This window comes from uncultured Clostridium sp., from assembly GCF_963527835.1.
GTDB lineage: Bacteria > Bacillota > Clostridia > Clostridiales > Clostridiaceae > Clostridium.
In genome coordinates, this window is sequence record NZ_CAURTC010000006.1 from 92,430 (window position 1) to 113,538 (window position 21,109).

General features: G+C 30.0%; 16 protein-coding genes. 15 read left to right on the plus strand and 1 reads right to left on the minus strand.

The annotated features are described in order from the left end of the window. Positions 1–23: 23 nt before the first annotated feature. From ygeW to xdh, 11 genes are all read left to right on the plus strand, one after another. Positions 24–1,217, plus strand: a complete 1,194-nt coding sequence (gene ygeW / locus RYM86_RS05465) for a knotted carbamoyltransferase YgeW (RefSeq protein ID WP_315078458.1) — start codon at positions 24–26, stop codon at positions 1,215–1,217. A 203-nt stretch (positions 1,218–1,420) separates the two neighbouring features. After that, positions 1,421–2,353 carry a carbamate kinase gene (gene arcC, locus RYM86_RS05470; RefSeq protein WP_315078461.1) on the plus strand — a complete coding sequence of 311 codons (933 nt, stop codon included), beginning with the start codon at positions 1,421–1,423 and terminating at the stop codon, positions 2,351–2,353. Between the two features lie 160 nt (positions 2,354–2,513). Next, complete coding sequence (gene dpaL / locus RYM86_RS05475; RefSeq protein ID WP_315078463.1) at positions 2,514–3,722, plus strand: diaminopropionate ammonia-lyase; 1,209 nt, start codon at positions 2,514–2,516, stop codon at positions 3,720–3,722. 28 nt (positions 3,723–3,750) lie between these two features. Then, entirely contained in the window at positions 3,751–5,082 is a 1,332-nt protein-coding gene (gene ssnA / locus RYM86_RS05480) for a putative aminohydrolase SsnA (RefSeq protein ID WP_315078465.1), read from the plus strand. Positions 5,083–5,094: 12 nt separating this feature from the next. Then, entirely contained in the window at positions 5,095–5,787 is a 693-nt protein-coding gene (locus tag RYM86_RS05485) for a membrane protein (RefSeq protein WP_315078467.1), read from the plus strand. Between the two features lie 126 nt (positions 5,788–5,913). Further along, complete coding sequence (locus tag RYM86_RS05490; RefSeq protein WP_315078469.1) at positions 5,914–7,002, plus strand: 4Fe-4S binding protein; 1,089 nt, start codon at positions 5,914–5,916, stop codon at positions 7,000–7,002. 87 nt (positions 7,003–7,089) lie between these two features. Further along, positions 7,090–7,467 (plus strand): RidA family protein, encoded by a 378-nt coding sequence (locus RYM86_RS05495; protein WP_315078471.1) that lies wholly within the window; start codon positions 7,090–7,092, stop codon positions 7,465–7,467. Positions 7,468–7,526: 59 nt separating this feature from the next. After that, positions 7,527–8,072: a nucleoside-triphosphatase gene (locus RYM86_RS05500; RefSeq protein ID WP_315078473.1), complete on the plus strand. Its 546-nt coding sequence runs from the start codon at positions 7,527–7,529 to the stop codon at positions 8,070–8,072. 59 nt (positions 8,073–8,131) lie between these two features. Beyond that, positions 8,132–9,523 (plus strand): dihydropyrimidinase, encoded by a 1,392-nt coding sequence (gene hydA / locus RYM86_RS05505; RefSeq protein ID WP_315078475.1) that lies wholly within the window; start codon positions 8,132–8,134, stop codon positions 9,521–9,523. 888 nt (positions 9,524–10,411) lie between these two features. Continuing rightward, positions 10,412–11,809, plus strand: a complete 1,398-nt coding sequence (locus tag RYM86_RS05510; protein WP_315078477.1) for a nucleobase:cation symporter-2 family protein — start codon at positions 10,412–10,414, stop codon at positions 11,807–11,809. 105 nt (positions 11,810–11,914) lie between these two features. Further along, the gene (gene xdh, locus RYM86_RS05515) at positions 11,915–14,476 is read left to right on the plus strand and encodes a selenium-dependent xanthine dehydrogenase (protein ID WP_315078480.1); all 2,562 of its coding nucleotides are present in this window, start codon (positions 11,915–11,917) and stop codon (positions 14,474–14,476) included. A gap of 87 nt (positions 14,477–14,563) precedes the next feature. On the opposite strand, the gene RYM86_RS05520 is transcribed toward xdh, so the two are convergent. After that, positions 14,564–15,037, minus strand: coding sequence for a nucleoside deaminase (locus RYM86_RS05520; RefSeq protein ID WP_315078481.1), 474 nt, complete (start codon positions 15,035–15,037; stop codon positions 14,564–14,566). 644 nt (positions 15,038–15,681) lie between these two features. Here RYM86_RS05520 and xdhA point away from each other — a divergent pair. The 4 genes from xdhA to RYM86_RS05540 all read left to right on the plus strand — a co-directional run bounded on the left by xdhA (position 15,682) and on the right by RYM86_RS05540 (position 21,064). Beyond that, a complete protein-coding gene (gene xdhA / locus RYM86_RS05525; RefSeq protein WP_315078483.1) occupies positions 15,682–17,973 on the plus strand; it encodes a xanthine dehydrogenase molybdenum-binding subunit XdhA in 2,292 nt (763 codons plus the stop codon). Positions 17,974–17,990: 17 nt separating this feature from the next. Then, complete coding sequence (gene xdhB, locus RYM86_RS05530) at positions 17,991–18,860, plus strand: xanthine dehydrogenase FAD-binding subunit XdhB (protein WP_315078485.1); 870 nt, start codon at positions 17,991–17,993, stop codon at positions 18,858–18,860. Between the two features lie 4 nt (positions 18,861–18,864). Next, positions 18,865–19,338, plus strand: a complete 474-nt coding sequence (xdhC, locus tag RYM86_RS05535) for a xanthine dehydrogenase subunit XdhC (protein WP_315078486.1) — start codon at positions 18,865–18,867, stop codon at positions 19,336–19,338. 340 nt (positions 19,339–19,678) lie between these two features. Next, a complete protein-coding gene (locus RYM86_RS05540; protein WP_315078488.1) occupies positions 19,679–21,064 on the plus strand; it encodes a nucleobase:cation symporter-2 family protein in 1,386 nt (461 codons plus the stop codon). Positions 21,065–21,109 lie beyond the last annotated feature (45 nt).

The window sequence follows — 21,109 nt, forward strand, 5'->3', positions numbered from 1 at the left end:
AAAGAAATATTGGAGGATTTACAATGAGTATAATGGATAAATATATTGATAAATTAAATACATTAAATTTTGAGAACATGCATGAAAATGATTTTATGCTAACTTGGGATAAAAGTAATGATGAGCTTGAGGCTGTTTTTACAATAGCAGAAGCTTTAAGAAATTTAAGAGAAAATAACATATCTCCAAAGATATTTGATAGTGGACTTGGAATTTCATTATTTAGAGATAATTCAACAAGAACAAGATTTAGTTTTGCATCTGCATGTAATCTTTTAGGTCTTGAGGTACAAGATTTAGATGAAGGTAAATCACAAGTAGCTCATGGAGAAACAGTAAAAGAAACTGCTAATATGATTTCATTTATGGCTGATGTTATTGGTATTCGTGATGATATGTTTATAGGAAAAGGACATACCTACATGAAAAATGTTTCAGAGTATGTTCAAGAAGGAAATGAAAATGGAACATTAGAACAAAGACCAACTCTTGTTAACTTACAATGTGATATAGACCATCCAACACAAGCAATGGCAGATACACTTCATTTAATAAATGAACTTGGTGGTGTTGAAAACTTAAAAGGTAAAAAAGTTGCTATGACTTGGGCTTATTCACCATCATATGGTAAGCCACTTTCAGTTCCACAAGGTATTATTGGATTATTAACTAGATTTGGAATGGATGTAGTATTAGCTCACCCAGAAGGTTATGAAGTTATGAGTGAAGTTGAAGAAGTTGCAAAGAAAAATGCAAAAGAATCAGGTGGATCATTTACAAAGACAAATTCTATGGAAGAAGCATTTAAAGATGCTGATATAGTATATCCAAAGAGTTGGGCTCCTTATGTTGCAATGGAAAAAAGAACAGATTTATATGCAAAAGGAGATCAAGTTGGTATTGATGAACTAGAAAAAGAATTACTAAAACAAAATGCAGAACATGTTGATTGGCAATGTACTGAGGAATTAATGAAGCTTACTAAAGATGGTAAGGCTATATACATGCATTGTTTACCAGCAGATATCACAGGGGTAAGCTGTGAAGTTGGTGAAGTTGATGCTAGTGTATTTGATAGATATAGAAAATCACTATATAAAGAAGCAAGCTTTAAGCCATATATTATAGCTGCTATGATTTTCTTAAGTAAAGTTAAAAATCCACAAGAGACTTTAACAAAATTAGTGGAAAAAAATAAATCACGTCACGTTGAATAGGTTTAAGCAAATATTAGTTGAGAATTGAAAGTTGAGAATTGAGAGTGAAGGAAAAAATTCTAATATGGAATTTTAAAATACATTATTTTAGAAAGTCAATAAGACTTTTGACCAAAACTCTCAACTCTCATCTATCCACTTTTAACTAACAAAGCGTGGAGTTAGCCACGTTGTTCTAAAACATAGATATTGAGGTGAGAAATATGAAAAAGAAAATTGTAATCGCATTAGGTGGAAATGCGTTAGGAAATACATTAAAAGAACAGATGAATGCTGTAAATACTACTGCTAAAGCAATAGCAGATTTAATTGAAGATGGAAATGAAGTTGTTATTTCTCATGGAAATGGTCCTCAAGTTGGAATGATAAATGTAGCCATGAGTGAACTTCATAAATTAGATCCAAAGTACTCTATTTGTCCTATGTCAGTTTGTGTAGCTATGAGTCAAGGATATATAGGATATGATTTACAGAATCAAATTAAGGAAGAGCTGTTAAATAGAAATATAAATAAAAATGTAGCAACTATTATTACACAAGTTGAAGTAGATTCAAAAGACGAGGCTTTTAAAAATCCAACTAAACCAATAGGAAGCTTTATGACAAAAGAAGAAGCAGAACTAGCTATTAAGAATGGAGAAAATATAATTGAAGATTCTGGTAGGGGTTACAGGAGAGTAGTTGCTTCACCAAAACCTATTGGTATCGTTGAAATCGGAACTATAAAGAATTTAATAAAAGATGGACAAGTTGTAATTGCTTGCGGTGGAGGGGGAATTCCTGTTGTAAAAGAAGGAAATCACTTAAATGGCATAGGAGCTGTAATTGATAAAGATTTTGCAAGTTGTACACTTGCTAAGGAACTTGATGCAGATTGCTTAATTATTTTAACTGCTGTTGAAAAAGTTGCTATAAATTTTGGTAAAGAAAATGAACAATGGTTAGATGACGTTAGTGTAAATGATATGAAAAAGTATTTGGAAGAAGGTCATTTTGCACCAGGTTCAATGAAACCAAAGGTAGAAGCTGGAATAGAGTTTGCTTCATCAAAAGAAGATAGATATTCATTGATTACTCTTCTTGAAAAAGCAAAGGATGGTATAACTGGAAAGACTGGTACTAGAATAAAGTATTAGCAAGATCTAAATATAAATAACTCAGTAGTTTTATCAGATGTAAATGGAATTCTATGTTTTAGGAGAGTGTTTATATATGTATAAGCGAGCTGGATCGGGTAATCTGACCTAGTACACATATGAACACATATTTAAAACATAGTTAAATGGAGGGGAAATAATGGAAAATATAATGTGGAAAAAAAATGAACTACCTAAAACTAATAATGAAAATTTACTAGATTTCTTAAATAAAGAGGAAATAACTAAAGCTAGGGAATTTCATAAAAGTTTTCCTCAATATAAGGAAACACCATTAGTTAATTTAGAAAATTTAAGCAAGGATATAGGATTAGGTGGTATTTATATAAAAGATGAATCGTATAGATTTGGATTAAATGCTTTTAAAGTGCTAGGTGGTTCTTTGGCTATGGCAAAATACATGGCACAAAAATTAAATAAAGATATATCTGAATTACCATATGAAAAGTTAATTTCACCAGAGTTAAGAGAAGAACTTGGAGAAATTACATTTGTAACAGCTACAGATGGAAATCATGGAAGAGGAGTTGCTTGGACTGCAAATAAACTAAAACAAAAATCAGTAGTTTATATGCCAAAAGGATCATCAAAAACAAGATTAGAAAATATAAGAAAAGAAGGAGCAGAGGCCTCTATAACTGACATGAATTATGATGATGCAGTAAGACTTGCAGCAAAATATGCAAGTGAAAATAATGGTATAGTTATACAAGATACTGCATGGGAAGGATACGAAGAAATTCCAGCTTGGATAATGCAAGGCTATGGAACTATGGGACTTGAAGCATTAAATCAATTAGCTGAGTATGGAGTTGAAAGACCAACTCATATATTTATACAAGCTGGTGTAGGTTCTTTAGCAGGTGCAATTCAAGGTTTTTTTGCTTCTGTATTTAAGGAAAATTGTCCAAAAACAGTAATAGTAGAATCAAATTTGGCAGATTGTTTATATAAATCAGCAAAAGCTAATGATGGAAATTTAATAGCTGTAGGCGGAGATATGCAAACAATAATGGCTGGATTAGCTTGTGGAGAAGCAAATACAATTGGTTGGAAAGTTTTAAAAGAGTACTCTGATACATTTGTTTCATCTCCAGATTATGTTGCAGCAAATGGTATGAGAATACTTGGAAATCCATTAAGAGGAGATAAGAAGGTTATTTCTGGGGAGTCAGGTGCTGTTACGTCAGGATTACTTTATGAAATAATGAAAAACGATAAACATAAGGACTTAAAAGAATCATTAGAATTAGATGAAAATTCAAAAGTATTACTATTTAGTACAGAAGGAGATACAGATCCAGAGAAGTATAAAGAAATAGTTTGGAGAGGCCAATATAACAAATAAAAAAATTATAGTTAAAGAGGGTGGCACAATGCTATTAATTGGAAATGGAAGGGTAATAACTCAAGATATTAAAAATCCCTATATAGAAGATGGTTGTATTGCAGTAAAAAACAATATTATACTAGAAGTTGGTAATACAAATGAGCTAAAAACAAAATATAAAGATTATGAGTTTATAGATGCAGAAGAAAAAGTTATAATGCCTGGATTAATAAATACTCATCATCATATATATAGCGCATTTGCAAGGGGACTAACATTAAATAATCCTCCAGCAAAAAGTCTTGTTGATATTCTTGAAAATGTTTGGTGGAAAATAGATAAGAAATTAAATTTAGAAGATGTTAAATATAGTGCTTATACAACTTTAATTGAATGTGTTAAAAATGGAGTTACAACTGTATTTGATCATCATGCTAGTCCTATGTCAGCAAGTAGAAGTTTGTTTACCATAGCAGATGCAGCTACTCATTTAGGTGTAAGAGGAGTTTATGCTTATGAAGTTTCCGATAGAGATGGAGAGAAAATCCTAAATGAAGGCATAGAAGAAAACGTTAACTTTATTAAGGCATCAAATGAAAGAGAAGACGATATGGTAAGGGGCATGTTTGGAATGCATGCATCATTTACTCTTAGTGATGATAGCTTAAAAAAATGCGTGGATAGTATGAAGGGTCTTGATGCAGGATATCATATTCATGCAGCAGAAGGAATTGATGATTTGAATCATTGCTTAAAAAACAACAGCAAGAGAGTAATAGAAAGATTAAATGACTTTGGGATATTAGGAGAAAAAACAATATGCGCTCATTGTATTCATATAAATAATAGGGAAATTAATATTTTAAAGGAAACTAATACTAATGTAGTTAATAATCCCGAATCTAATATGGGAAATGCTGTTGGTTGTGCACCAGTAATAGAAATGATGAAAAATAAAGTAGTAGTAGGTCTTGGCACTGATGGTTATACATCAGATATGTTTGAATCAATGAAAGTTGAAAATATAATTCATAAGCATAATTTATGTGATTCTAATGTAGGATTCGTAGAAACTAATAAAATGCTATTTGAAAATAATAGATGTATAGCAGCTAAGTATTTTAAAAAACCACTTGGAATATTAAAAGAAGGAGCATATGCTGATTTAATAATTGTTGATTATAATCCATTAACACCTATGAATGAAAATAATTTAAATGGTCATATAATGTTTGGCATGAGTGGAAGAGGTGTAGATACAACAATAATTAATGGGAAAATTATAATGAAAAATAGAAAAATTATGACAGTAAATGAGGACAATATATTTAAAAAATCAAGAAAAATTTCTGAAGAGTTTTGGAGCAATTTTAATTAAAAGGAGATTTTAATGAAAGAAAAACTTGGATTGAAACAATGGTTTGTAAAAGTCCCATTAGATATATTAGGATTATTTTTGTGTGCATTAGGGATTGTATTAGCTATACAAAGTAATTTAGGACCAAGTCCGTGGGATGTTTTACAAGTAGGATTGTCAATTCAGCTACCGATTTCAATAGGCCAAGCGTCTCAATTTGTTTCAATGGTAATATTAGCTTTTACATGGTATAAAGGTATAATACCAGGAGTTGGAACTTTGGCAGAAGCCTTTTTTATTGGATTTTTCATTGACCTAATTTATAAATACATTCCAGTTTATACTCCAGATGGAATTATGTTTAGAATACTAATGTTAGCAGTTGGTGTAGCAATGCTTGCTTTTGGAATAGTTACAGCTTTAAAAGCTGGATTAGGAGTAGGCTCAAGAGATCAACTCATGGAATACTTAATAGGAACAACTGGGAAATCAGTTGAAAAAATAAGACCTGTTATGGAGATAATAGCTTTAATAATAGGAACAATCTTAAAAGGACCTATTGGAATTGGATCTATTTTTGTAGCAATGTTTATTGGATATTTAATACGTTTTTCAGCAAAAATATTAAATTATAATTTTGATGCATATAGTCACTATACTTTATTAGATATGTGGAATAATAGTAGTTTTAGTAAAAATAAAAGTATTGCAAATAAGAATATATAGATATGAAATACTTAAACTTGCAACTATAGGAAGTGCAAATGTACTTGGAAGAAATGATATTGGAGAATTAAGTGTAGGTAAAGGATAAAAATTATTAAGGAATTAGTTAATAGGGGGAGCAGTGTTATGGCAAATTTAAAAGTTAATATACTCGGAATGGAGTTTAATAACCCAGTATTTACAGCAGCGGGACCCGGTGCAAAAGATGGAGAATTATGTGTTTTAGCAGTAAAGGGAGGTGCTGGTGGATTAGTTACAAAAACAATATCTGAAAAACCAGCAGATGTTCCAAGACCTTGTATGGCAAAAATCAACGCAGGTTTTTTAAATACAGAACTTTGGTCAGAGCTTCCAAAAGAGCAATGGGTAGAAAAAGAATATAAAAGAGCAAAAGAAGCTGGAGTACCAATGATCATTAGTATGGGATATACTGCAGATCAAATAAGTAAAGTTGCACCATTAGTAAGACCATATGCAGATGCTGTTGAGCTATCGACTCATTATGTTGGAACTGATATTGCTCCAATCGTTGAATCAATGAAGGCAGCTAAAGCAGCACTTGACTGTCCTGTATTTATGAAAATGAGTCCTCATACAGATATTCAAAAAATAGCTAAAGCATTAGAAGATGCAGGTGCAGATGGACTTGTAATGATAAATTCAGTAGGTCCATGTATGGCAATTGATGTAGAAACAGGATATCCAATTATGGGAAGTCAAACAGGATATGGATGGTTATCAGGATCGCCTGTAAAACCAGTAGCTATTAGAAATATTTATGATGCTTCTAAAGTCATAAAGATACCAATAATAGGTGTTGGTGGAATTACGTCTGGAAAAGATGCAGCAGAAATGCTAATGGCAGGAGCGCAATCTGTACAAGTATGCACAGAAGCTATTTTAAAAGGACCAACTGTTTATGGAAAAATTGCAAAAGAATTAAATGACTTTTTAGATAGTCATGGATATAAAGATGTAAATGAAATAATAGGACTTGCTCATAAAAAATGTGGGGAAAGAAACTTTAGAACAGAGTCAATAGCACCTACAGTAAAACAAGAAGCTTGTATAAAATGTGGAGTCTGTAAAACAAGTTGTGTATATGATGCAATAGAAGTTTCAAATGAGCTAATCATTGATAGTAAGAAATGTTTTGGATGTGGATTATGTGTAACTAGATGTCCAAAGAATGCATTATCAATGCAATATAAGTAAATTAAGAATTAGTAGTAAAAGCTAATATATTTAAATATTATTATGGAAAGTAAAAAAATAAATAACGCAAAAAAAGGAGAATTTACTATGAAGAAAATAATTAATACACAAAATGCACCAGAAGCAATTGGACCATATTCACAAGGAGTAATTATAGATAAGTTAGTATATACATCTGGTCAATTACCTATAAATCCAAAGACAAAGGTATTAGAAACAGAAATAAAGCAAGCAACTAAGCAAAGTATAGAAAACTGTAAAGGCATTTTAGAAGAAGCAGGAACAAATCTTGAGAATGTAATTAAAACTACAGTTTTTGTAAAAAATCTAAATGATTTTTCAGCTGTAAATGAAGTATACGCAAAATATTTCACACAAAATTTTCCCGCAAGAAGTTGTGTGCAAGTAGCTAAATTGCCAATGGACGCTCCAGTAGAAATAGAGGTAATTGCTACATTATTATAATTAATATGATGAGGTAGGCTATCTACCTCATCATATTAATTATAAAAGGAAATTTAGTTATGTATAAGAATATATTAATTACAGGTAGAATACAATGCGGAAAAAGTACATTAATTAATAAAATACTTAATGAATTGACAATTGCTTATTCAGGATATAGAACATTACCTTATTATAAAAACAAAGAAAAAGATGGTTATTATATAGAAGGGGTGAATTTAAAAAGCAAATTAAAAGATAAAATTTCAGTAAATGCATCATCACAAAAATGTATTGCTCTTGTTGATGGGTTTGACATTACCGGTGTGGAAATTTTAAAGATGAGTATTGAAGATGAAGTTTCTAAAATAATTTTATTAGATGAGATTGGAGTTTTAGAAAAATCCTCTTTAAAATTCATAGAAGAAATTCATAATTGTCTTGATAGTGATAAATTAGTAATTGGAGTTTTGAAAAAGAAGGATGATGAGTTTTTAAATAGAATAAGTGAACGAGAGGACACTTTCATTGTAGATATAGAAAATAGTACAGAGGAAGAACGAAGAATTATGAAAAAACAAATTATTGAATATATAGAAAGTGTATTTAAATGTAGTTATAACTAAATTTATTAATCTATAAAAGTAATTTTTCTAAAAACATTTTATAAAATGAGGTGATAAGAATGTCTTTATTAATAAAAAATGGAACTGTGATCACTGCTAGTGATATTTATAATGGAGATATTTATATTAAAGATGGCATTATAAGAGAAATTGGAACTAATCTTATAAAAGAAGTTGATGAAATAGTAGATGCTAAAGGAAAATATGTTATTCCTGGTGGAGTAGATGCTCATACTCATTTAAATTTAGATGTAGGGATATCTGTTGCAAATGATGATTTTTACACAGGAACAGTTGCAGCAGCTTGTGGTGGAACAACTACTGTTGTAGATCATATGGGATTTGGTCCTAAGGGATGCAATTTAAAGCATCAAGTAGATGTTTATCATGGATATGCTGATGATAAGGCAGTAATAGATTATAGTTTTCATGGTGTTGTTCAACATGTAAATGACAGCATAATTGATGAAATGAAAAAAATAGTTGATGAAGAGGGGATACCGAGTTTTAAAGTTTATTTAACATATGATTATATGATTGATGATAAAGGTGTACTTAAAATTTTAAATAGATTAAAAGAATTGCAGGGAATTATGACTGTTCATTGTGAAAATGATGGAAGTATAAAACTTTTAAAAGAAAATTATATAAGAAAAGGACTTACAAGTCCTTTATATCATTGTTTAAGCAGACCAGTTGAAACTGAAGCTGAAGCTGTGAATAGAATGATAAATATGGAATCAATAGTAAAGGATGCACCTCTTTATATAGTTCATTTATCATCAGAGTTAGGATTAGATTATGTAAAAATGGCAAGAGAAAGAGGTCAAAGGATATATAGTGAGACATGTCCACAATATTTAGTATTAGATGAAAGCAAATATAATCTTCCTAATAATGAATCATTGAAGTATGTAATTAGCCCTCCATTAAGATCAAAAAGGGATATAGAAAAATTGTGGAAAGGAATTAATGATGGATATATACAAACTATAGCATCAGATCATTGTCCATTCTCCTTTAAAGAAGACAAACAAAAGGGCAAAGATGACTTTACTAAGTGTCCAAATGGAGCACCTGGAATAGAAGAAAGAATTCCACTTATATTTTCTGAGGGGGTTATGAATGGAAGGATTAGTATAAATAAGTTTGTTGATCTATGCTGTACAAAACCGGCGAAAATATTTGGATTATATCCGAAGAAAGGAACAATACAAGTTGGTTCGGATGGGGATATAGTAATAATTGACCCACAAAAAGAAGTTACTATGTCAAATTCAAATTTACATTCTAATGTAGACTATTCTGCATATGAAGGAATAAAGGTAAAGGGTTATCCAATAATGACTATTTCACGTGGTGAAATAATAGTTAGAGATAATAAGTTTATAGGTAAAAAAGGATATGGAAAGTTTATTAAAAGATCAAAGGTGAATTTAAAGAGTATATAAGAGATTTAGATAGAATTACATTTAAAAATAATAAATATGAGATAAATTATTAGGCACATGAAAGATAATAGTAAGTTAAATATATTAAGGCTTATTATTATCATTTATGTGCCTTACTCGATAATATTTTTAAATTTAAAATATTTTTTATATTAATAATATATGAATCTAGTGTGTATGCTTTTAGGATTCTAGCATCTATATTAATATAATTAAATTTTTATTAATATAAACACGTCTTTATAAATCTATATGTGAACATTGTTTTAAAACTAAAAATAAGTATAAAATGTACATTTTATATTTTAAATAAATTATAAAAATATAATTATCAAAGTGATAAAGAATTATCTTTTTGATAATTTCAATGTATAAATTATGAATAAGAATATATAATTTAATAATTTTAAGTTACCAAAATGATAAAAAGCATAAGTAATTAAAAATTAAATTTGTAATAAAGGTGTAAACAATTACTGAAATTTATAAAAAAATTATTATTTAAGCATAAATACATTTAAATTGAGCAGGAAATAATAGAAAATTAGTACAAAAACACGAAAAAAACTAAAATCTAATTTTGGCATGAAAAATGCTACTTACTAGTAATAAAATGAATATCAAAAATAAGTAAAATTTAAGGTAGTTCTTATATTTATATTATAGTTAAAAATACAGATAGTAGTAAGGTGAAAATATAATAAGATGTAAAAACAGGTAATTAATTATAGTGAGAGATTTTAAAATTTTTTTATAATGGTGTAAATTTAGATGCTACATAAGACAACGTTATCATAGGCGGAAAAGTGGGTTATGAGATATTTATTAAATATAGAAAAATATAAAGATATTAACTTTAATAGAATTCATTGAAGGGATTTGAGAATTATGAGGGAAAAAGATGGGGATAATTTAATACCTGCAGTTGATGAAAAAATACCTTTTTCAAAAGCATGGATATTTTCACTTCAACATGTAATGTCAATGTGTGCAGGTGCAGTAGCTGTTCCACTTATGATTGGAGAAGCAGCAGGTTTAAATAATTTAGAGATAGTTTTTCTTATAAATGCAGGGTTATTTATGGCTGGAATAGGTACTTTGATCCAAGGTTATGGTCTTAAAAATGTTGCAGGAGCTAAAATACCAGTGATAGAAGGTACAAGCTTTGCAGCAGTATCGGGTATTCTTGCTATTATAGCGGGGGCTCATGGTGATAAATATTTGGCAATGACAACTGTTTTTGGATCAGTAATTATAGCAGGATTATTTTGTTTTATCATATCACCTGTATTTGGTAAATTAATAAAATTCTTTCCAAAGGTAGTTACAGGAACAGTTGTGTTAGTAATAGGTATTTCTATAATGCCAGTAGGTATAAAATGGATAACTGGAGGAACAGCTAAACCAGCAACTACGCAAGAGGTGGGATTAGCATTAGCAGTTTTGGTTATAACTCTATTGTTATTTAAATATATAAAAGGAATTTGGAATAGTGCAGCAATACTATTTTCTATAGTAATAGGAACTTTATTAGCTATGATTTTTGGAATAGCTGATTTTAGTAAAGTTAAAGATGCAGCTTGGTTTAGTTTAAATGTACCTTTAAAATTTGGAATGCCTACATTTAATATATCAGCAATAATTTCTATGATTCTAATAATGCTTGTTTTAATGACTGAATCAGTTGGAAACATGATAGCAATACATGAAATAACAGATAAGGAAGTAACTAAAGGAAATATAAGAAAAGGTTTAGCTGGAGATGGTATTTCAACATTTTTAGCGGGTATATTTAATACTTTTCCAATTACACCATTTGCTCAAAACACAGGTCTTGTTGGATTAACAAATATAAAATCTAGATTTATAAGCATTTATGCAGGAATAATTCTTTTAATATTAAGCTTTACACCAAAATTTGCTGCAACAATGGGTGCTATACCAAAACCAGTATTAGGTGGTGTGGGATTTGCAATGTTTGGAATGGTTCTAGTTGGAGGAATAAAAACACTATCAAAAGTGAATTTTGATGGAAATAAAAATTCAGTAATAGTTGCTGTTAGTATAGGACTTTCCATGATACCATTAGCTAATTTAACATTTTATGATAATTTTCCAACATGGGTGCAAACAATTTTTCATAGTGGAATAACTACAGGAAGTATATCTGCAATTTTATTAAATATATTTTTTAATGTAATAGGAAATGAGAATGAAGAAGAAACAGTAGTTAATAAAATTAAGGATATATATATAGGTAACGAATCAGTAGAAATACATCAGTAAAACTAAATATAAAAATAATAATTTAAAGTGTAGGTTAGTTGTAAATTATAAGATAAAAAATAAAATGGGTAATATTTAAAATTGGAATTATGAGGAGTGATAAGATTGTTTAAATTCATTCTTAATGGACAGGAAAAAAGTGTCGATGAAAATAAAAAGTTTTTAAAATATTTAAGAGATGATTGTAATATAACATCTGTAAAAAATGGATGCTCAGAAGGTGCATGTGGGACATGCATGATTATAGTTGATGGAAAGGCAGTTAAAGCTTGCATTCTTACTACTGAAAAGGTAAATGGTAAGAAAATAACAACAATAGAGGGTTTCACTGAGAGAGAAAGAGACATATTTTCCTATGCCTTTACTGAAGCAGGAGCAGTGCAATGTGGATTTTGTATACCAGGAATGGTTATTAGTGCAAAAGCTTTATTTAATAGAACTTTAGACCCAACAAGTGAAGAAGTTAAGAAAGCTTTAATCGGTAATATATGTAGATGTACAGGGTATGTAAAAATAGAAAAAGCTATCATGATGGCAGCAGAAATATTTAGAGAAAATAAAGAAGTGCCTAAAGTTTCTTGTAAAGGTTTAATAGGAGAGCCAATGGCAAGGGTTGATGCAAGAGATAAGACTTTAGGTTTAGGGGAATATACTGATGATATAAGAATTGATGGAATGGTTTATGGTGTAGCCTTAAGAAGTAAGTATCCTAGAGCTTTAGTAAAGAGCATGGATATAACGGAAGCAGAAAATTTGAAGGGTGTAATTAAGATTATAACAGCAGAAGATATTCCAGGACAAAGGTATTTAGGACATTTAAAGAAGGACACTCCAGCGTTAATAAAAGTAGGAGAAGAAACAAGGTATCTTGGAGATGCAGTAGCTTTAGTTGCAGCAGAAACAGAAGAGATAGCAAAAGAAGCACTAAAATATATAAAAGTGGATTTTGAGGAATTAAAACCATTATCATCTCCAATGGAAGCTTTAAAGGATGACGCTCCAAAGATACATGAAGGTGGAAATATTTTAGTACATGAACATTTAGTAAGAGGAAATGCTGATGAAGCTATAAAAAATTCTAAATATGTTGTTACAAATAAGTATAGTGTTCCATTTACCGAACATGCTTTTTTAGAACCAGAGGCAGCAGTTGCAGTTCCTGATGGAGAAGATGGATTAATAGTTTATACAGGAACTCAAAGTATATATGATGACTTGAGGGAGATAGGATCTTTATTAAATTTAGGTGAAGATAAGTTAAGAATTATTTCAGAATATGTAGGGGGAGGATTTGGTGGTAAGGAAGATATGAGCTGCCAACATCATACTGCATTGCTTGCATATCTTATTAAAAAGCCAGTAAAGATGTGTCTTACAAGACAAGAAAGTATCATGGTTGATACCAAAAGACATGCCATGGAAATGGAATTTACAACAGCTTGTGATGAAAATGGAAAATTAACTGCTATGAAAGCAGAAATAATAGCAGATACAGGTGCATATGCATCCCTTGGAGGACCTGTTCTTCAAAGAGCATGCACTCATGCAGCAGGTCCATATAACTATCAAAATATGGTTGTTGATGGAATCGCTGTTTATACAAATAATACTCCAGGCGGGGCATTTAGAGGATTTGGAGTAACTCAATCAGCATTTGCAACTGAATGTAATTTAAATCAGTTAGCTAAAATGGTTGGCATAGATCCTTTTGAAATAAGAATGTTAAATGCAATAAGACCAGGTGAAGTTCTTCCAAATGGTCAAATTGCTGATGAAGGAACTGCTTTAGTTGAAACTTTAGAAGCTGTTAAAGATGTTTATTATAGTAGTAAATATGCTGGAATAGCATGTACATTTAAAAATGCAGGTGTTGGTGTAGGAATACCTGATACAGGAAGGTGCAAGGTTAAAGTTATAGATGGAAAAGTTCATATAAGAACATCAGCAGCATGTATTGGACAAGGAGTAGGAACTATAGTTGTTCAAGTTGTTTGTGAAGTTTTAGGAATACCTGCTTCACAAATAGTTTATGAAATGCCAGATACAAAAATAACTCCAGACTCAGGAACAACAACAGCATCAAGACAAACTGTATTCACAGGGGAAGCTACGAGAATTGCATCACTAAAATTAAAAGAAGCATTGAAAGGCAAGTCATTGCAAGAGTTAGAGGGTATAGAATTTTTAGGAGAGTATATAGGAATTACAGATAAAATGGGTAGTCCTAAAGAAAACCCAATAAGTCATGTTGCTTATGGATTTGCAACTCAAGTTGTTGTTATTGATGAAAAAGGAAAACTTGAAAAAGTAGTTGCGGCTCATGATGTAGGAAAAGCAATAAATCCTAAGAATGTAGAAGGACAAATTGAAGGTGGCGTTGTCATGGGATTAGGTTATGGATTAACAGAGGATTATATAATAGAAAATTCAGTGCCTAAGGTTAAATTTGGAACATTAGGACTTTTAAGAGCAACTCAAGTGCCAGAAATTGTACCTATTATAATAGAAAAAAATACACAAGAATTATCCTTTGGAGCAAAGGGAGTTGGAGAAATAACATGTATACCAACAGCACCAGCAGTTCAAGGAGCTTATTATAAGTTGGATGGGATATTTAGAACAGAATTACCATTAAAGAATACATTTTATAAGAAAGCAAAAAAGTAATATAAAAATAAAACGAGAGGTTGTCTTAAAAATACATTTAAGGCAACCTCTTATTATATATATTTAATTAATTTATTTTAGGAGATATCAATAACTTGTTTTGTTTTGATTATTTGTCCACATTTCAAATGCAGTCATACAATTTGATTTATATATTTGTTCTAAATCTAAAACATTTTTATTAGTGCAGTCACCTTTTAAAAATTCTAAAATGTGCTCATCTCTAAATCCTATATCTGCTGCATCTTTAACAGTACAGCCATAATAAACTTTTGATATATTAGACCATATTATTGCTGACATACACATTGGACACGGCTCAGATGTTGTGTATAATTCACAACCAGATAGATCAAATGTAGATAGTTTATTGCAAGCTTGTCTTATTGCATTCATTTCACCATGAGCAGTAGGATCATTATCTTTAATTACTGTATTATTAGCAAGAGCTATAATTTCACCATCTTTTACTATAGCAGCTCCGAAAGGTCCACCTTCTAAATTTAACATACCTTCTTTACATTGTTTAACACATAAATCCATTATCTCTTTTTTTTGCATTTGAACATCCTCCATAATATGATTGAGTTTTCATGAAAACCCTTTAGATATAAACTAGAATTACTTAATATTAATAGCAATTATTATGCCATAAGTGTATAGATATTTTAGTGTTTTTAACTTAAATTTGATTTATGGTTTTGTTAATTAGAACTTATATATTTGTATTGTTTTAAAATTAAAAATAAATACAAGGTTTAGATTTATTAATTTAAATAAATTTATAAAATTATCAAAACGATAATGATGTTTCTCATTTTGATAATTTCAAAAACAGCTCATAGTCAATAATATGTAATTTAATAATTTAAAATTACCAAAATGATAAAAAAATTTATATCAAAAATTAAAATTTCCAAATAAATGTGTAAACAATTACTTAAGTTTCTAAAAAGTTTTTATTATATCAAAAGAAATACATTTAAATTAATCAATAAATAATAGAAAACTAGTATAAAAACATGAAAAAGCCTATAAATTTAATTTTGGCATGAAATATGCTATTTACTAGTATTAAAGGAATATTATAAAAAGATATTATGATATTGAAATATTTAATAAGTAAATACATTTTATTTGAATTTATGTTAAAATGTAGCAATGAAATATAATTCTATGCTATGTAAATTTTATGGAGGTGTAATATGACAAATAATATAGTAGGAAATAGCGTAATTAGATTTGATGCTGTGGCTAAAGTTACTGGTAAAGCAAAGTATATAGATGATTTTTTTGTAAGTGATATGCTTATAGGTAAGGTTTTAAGAAGTCCTTATGCACATGCTATAGTTAAAAATATAGATACTAGTAAGGCGAAAGCATTAGAAGGGGTAGAAGCAGTTATTACACATAAAGATTTACCTGAAATTAAATTTGCTACTGCTGGGCATCCATGGTCTTTAGATCCAAGCCATAGAGATATAGAGGATAGGTTAATTCTTACTAACAAAGCTAGATTTGTTGGAGATGCAATTGCAGCTGTTGTAGCAGTAGATGAAATAGTGGCAGTAAAAGCTTTAGAACTTATAGATGTTGAATATGAAGTTCTTGAACCAATAGTAAATAGTGAGGATGCTCTAAAAGAGAATGCTCCAATAATTCATGAAGAAAGACCTGATAATATTTTAAGCTCTTTTGGATCAGAAATTGGAGATGTAGAAGAAGATTTAAAAAATGCAGATAGAATATTTGAAGGAAATTTTGAAACAAGTATAGTTCAGCATTGTCATATGGAAAATCATAGCACTTATGCTTATGTAGATGGTGAAGATCGTATAGTAATAGTTTCTTCAACTCAAATTCCTCATATTGTAAGAAGAATCGTTGGACAAGCATTAGGAATTCAATGGGGTAAGATAAAAGTTATTAAACCTTATATTGGTGGAGGGTTTGGAAATAAGCAAGATGTAGTTATTGAACCATTAACAGCAGCTATGTCCCTTGCAGTAGATGGAAGACCAGTAAGATATACATTAGATAGAGAGGAATGTTTCATTGATACAAGGACAAGACATTCTATGAAAATTAAATTTAAAACAGCAGTATCAAAGGATGGAAAATTAATATCATTAGATATAAAAAATCTTGTAAACAATGGAGCTTATGCTTCACATGGTCATTCTGTTGCTTTGAGTGCTGGAGGAAAATTTAGAGGAGTATATGATTTTAAATCAATTAAATATAGTCCAACAACAGTGTATACAAATTTACCAGCAGCAGGTGCAATGAGGGGATATGGAGCACCTCAAATGTGTTATGCACTAGAAAGTCATATAGAAGATATTTGTAGAGCGCTTAATATGGATCCTATAGAATTTAGAACTAAGAATTTTATTACTGAAGGTTATGTTGAACCTCTTAGTAAAAATGTAGTTCGTGCATTTGCATTACCAGAATGTATTGAAAAGGGAAAAGAATTAATTAAATGGGATGAAAAAAAGAAAACGTATAAAGATAAGAGCGGAGATAAAAGAAGAGGAGTAGGAATGGCTTGCTTTAGTTATTTCACAGGAACTCATCCCGTGGCATTAGAACCTGCTGGAGCAAGAATAGTAATGAATCAAGATGGATCAGTTCAATTGCAAATAGGAGCAACTGAAATAGGACAAGGTAGTGATACGGTTTTTGGACAAATGGTAGCAGAAGTTCTTGGATTAAAAATAGATATGGTACATGTAATTTCAAATCAAGATACAGATATAACTCCTTTTGATACTGGTTCTTATGCATCTAGGCAAACATTTGTAAGTGGAGCTGCAGTTAAAAAATGTGCATTAGAAGTTAAAGACAAAGTACTAGCATTTGCAAGTAGCAAATGTGGTTTAGAAGCTAGTGAATTAGATATTGTAGATTGCCAAATTGTAGAAAAAAGATTAGGTAGAGTAATATGTCCACTTGAGGAAATTGCTATGGAATCATATTATGATAGGATTAAATGTTGTCCTATAACTAGTGATACATCAGTTAATGTTAGAGTTAATTCAATAGCCTATGGTGCTACATTTGCAGCAGTAGAAGTTGATATTAAAACAGGTAAAATAGAAGTTTCGGAAATATATAATATTCATGATTCTGGTATGATTATGAATCCTATGCTAGCTGAAGGACAAGTACACGGTGGAGTAAGTATGGGACTTGGATATGCCTTATCAGAACAAATGTTGTTTGATGAGAAAACTGGTAAGCCACTAAATAATAATCTTTTAGATTATAAGTTACAAACAATAATGGATACTCCGACTATTGGTTCAGCTTTTGTAGAAAAATATGAACCAGCAGGTGGGTTTGGACAAAAATCTATTGGTGAGAATACAACAGTTTCACCAGCACCAGCAATTCGTAATGCTGTTTTGGATGCGACAGGGGTGGCGTTTAATAAAATACCTATGAATCCACAATCAGTTTTTGAAAGATTTAAGGAAGTTGGATTAGTGTAATTTAAGGAGGACTTAAAATGTTTGATATTAATGAAATATTAGAACCAGAAACTTTGGAGGAAGCATTGGAATTATTAGATAAAAATAAGGAACTTAAGATAATAGCAGGTGGTACAGATGTTTTAATAAAATTGCACCACAATAAAATGAAAGATGCAGAATTATTAAGTCTTAGAAAAATAAAAGGACTTGATGAAATTAATATGTTAGATGATAAATCCATAGAAGTTGGTGCAATGGCATCATTCTCAAAGATATTTAGAGATGATATTGTACAAAAGAATATAAAAATATTAGCAGAAGGAGCGGTTTCTATGGGAGGGCCACAAGTTAGAAATATGGCTACCATAGGTGGAAACGTTTGTAATGGTGCTGTTTCAGCAGATAGTGCACCAGCTTTATTTTCTGTTAATGCTAAATTGAGGTTAAGAAGTAAAGATAACGAAAGGATCGTACCAATACAAGAATTTTATTTAGGTCCAGGAAAAGTAGATATAAAAAATAATGAAATCTTAACTCATTTAATAATAAAAAAAGAAGATTATGAAAATTTAACAGGACACTATATAAAGTTTAGTAATAGAAAAGCTATGGATATAGCTATGGTTAGTGTAGCTGTTGTATCTTCAATTGAAAGCGGTAGATTTAATGATTTAAGGATTGCATTAGGAGTATCAGCACCAACTCCAATAAGATGTAATGAAGCTGAAGATTATGCTAAAGGAATTGAGACAACAGAAGAGAATATTGAAAAAATTGCTGAGCTTGCAGTCAAATCATCAAAATCAAGAAATTCATGGCGTGCATCTAAGGATTTTAGAGAGCATCTAATTAAAGAATTAACTAAAAGAGGAATAAAAAAGACTATAGAAGTAGAAGGGGAATAAGAAAATGAATAATGTAAAAATGAAAAAAATATCAATGATAGTAAATGATAAATCTTATACATTAGAAGTTGATATAAGAGAATCTTTACTTGATGTTTTAAGAAATAAATTACATTGCACAGGAGTAAAGTGTGGGTGCCATGTTGGAGAGTGTGGAGCTTGTACTGTATTAATTGATGGAGTTCCTACTGATTCATGTATATATATGGCAGTTTGGGCAAATGGCAAGAGTATTGTAACTATTGAAGGTGTTAAGAAAGATGGCAATTTATCAAAAGTTCAACAAGCCTTTATTGATGAAGGAGCTGTCCAATGTGGTTTTTGTACACCGGGATTAGTATTAACATCTACAGCTCTTGTTAATAGTGGAAAGAAATATACTGATGCTGAAATAAAAAGAGAGATTTCAGGTCATTTATGCCGTTGTACAGGATATCAAAAAATATTTAATGCAACTAAAAAATCTCTACAAAAATGATGAATTTAAATAAAGTACTATTGCTGAAAATCACTAAGAATATATAACTATAAAGAAACTAATAAAAATTAAAAATTTACAGATAAAATTATGTTTTAAAGTTAAAAATTAAAGTTAAAAAAATATGAGTTATATAATTTGAAAATTAAATATGCAGGAGATAAAAATTGGTAAGTACAATAATAATGTTTTTTGGTGAAAGATGAATATGTTATTTTGAATATTGATACTAAGGAAGGGTACTACAAGTTACCTAGGTTATTTATAAATAATGAATAATGAGTGTATATTCTAGAAATGTATTAGTTAAATATATATAAATTTATAGGAGGTATCTTTTATGTCATCAGAAAATAACACCGAAACAGTTGATAAAGTAAATGAAATGTTACCTATTGGTCAATTGGCAACTTTTGGATTACAGCACGTTCTAGCTATGTATGCAGGAGCTGTTGCAGTTCCACTAATAATTGGAGCAGCTGTAGGTTTAAGTCCGGAACAATTATCTCTTTTAGTAGCCGCTGACCTTTTTACTTGTGGTATAGCAACCTTACTTCAAGCTTTAGGTATTAGTAATTTTGCAGGTATCAAGCTACCAGTAATACTAGGCTGTACATTTGCAGCTGTAGGTCCACTAATTATTATTGGTAAAAGTCTTGGTATGGATTATGCTTATGGATCAATAATAGTTGGAGCTATAATAGTAATACTTATAGCACCATTGTATGGAAAACTACTTAAATTTTTTCCTACTGTAGTAACTGGTTCTGTTGTAACAATTATTGGATTATCTTTAATTAATGTAGGGGTTACTAGTTGTGGAGGCGGTGCTGATGCAACTGATTTTGGTAGTATACGTAACATATTGCTTTCTATATTTGTAATGCTAGTTATTCTTATATCTAATAAATACTTAAAAGGTTTCTTTCAATCTATTGCTGTATTAAATGGTATTGTTCTTGGAACAATTGTAGGATCATTTATGGGAATGGTAGATTTTTCAATCGTTTCAGAAGCTAAATGGGTAAGTTTTGTTAAACCATTTACTTTTGGTATTCCTAAATTCGATACTGGTGCAATATTTATGATGACATTAGTTATGATAACTGTCATGGTTGAATCAACAGGTACTTTTTTAGGAGTCTCTAAACTTTGCGGTAAGACGTTGACTGAAAAGGATATTGTTAAAGGTTTAAGAGCAGAAGGTATTGCAACTATTTTAGGTGGCATATTTAATTCATTCCCTTATACAACATTTAATCAAAATCTTGGTTTACTTTCATTAAGTAAAGTATTTAGTAGATTTGTAGTTGTTGCTTCAGGAATCATACTTATTACTTTGGGACTTATACCTAAATTTGCTGCGTTAGCAACTATAATTCCTCAACCAGTAATTGGTGGGGCTACAACAATAATGTTTGGTACTGTTGCTGTTGCAGGAATTAAAATGTTACTTGATATAGATTTAGAAAAAACCTCTAATATATTGATAGTAGCTACTTCTTTAGCTGTTGGTCTAGGAATAACTGCTGTACCAACTTTATTATCTCAAACACCTCAATTTATACAATCAATCTTTGGAAGTGGAATAGTTTCAGGTTCAATAGTAGCAATAGTTTTAAATGCTTGGTTAAATCATGGTGAAACAGAAAATTTTTCTAATGACAGTTATAAAGGTAATAATGATGCAAATTTAATTAATAAAGAAATTGATTATATAAAATAATTTAATAATAAGAAATTTATATTTATATTGAAAAATTTATATAAA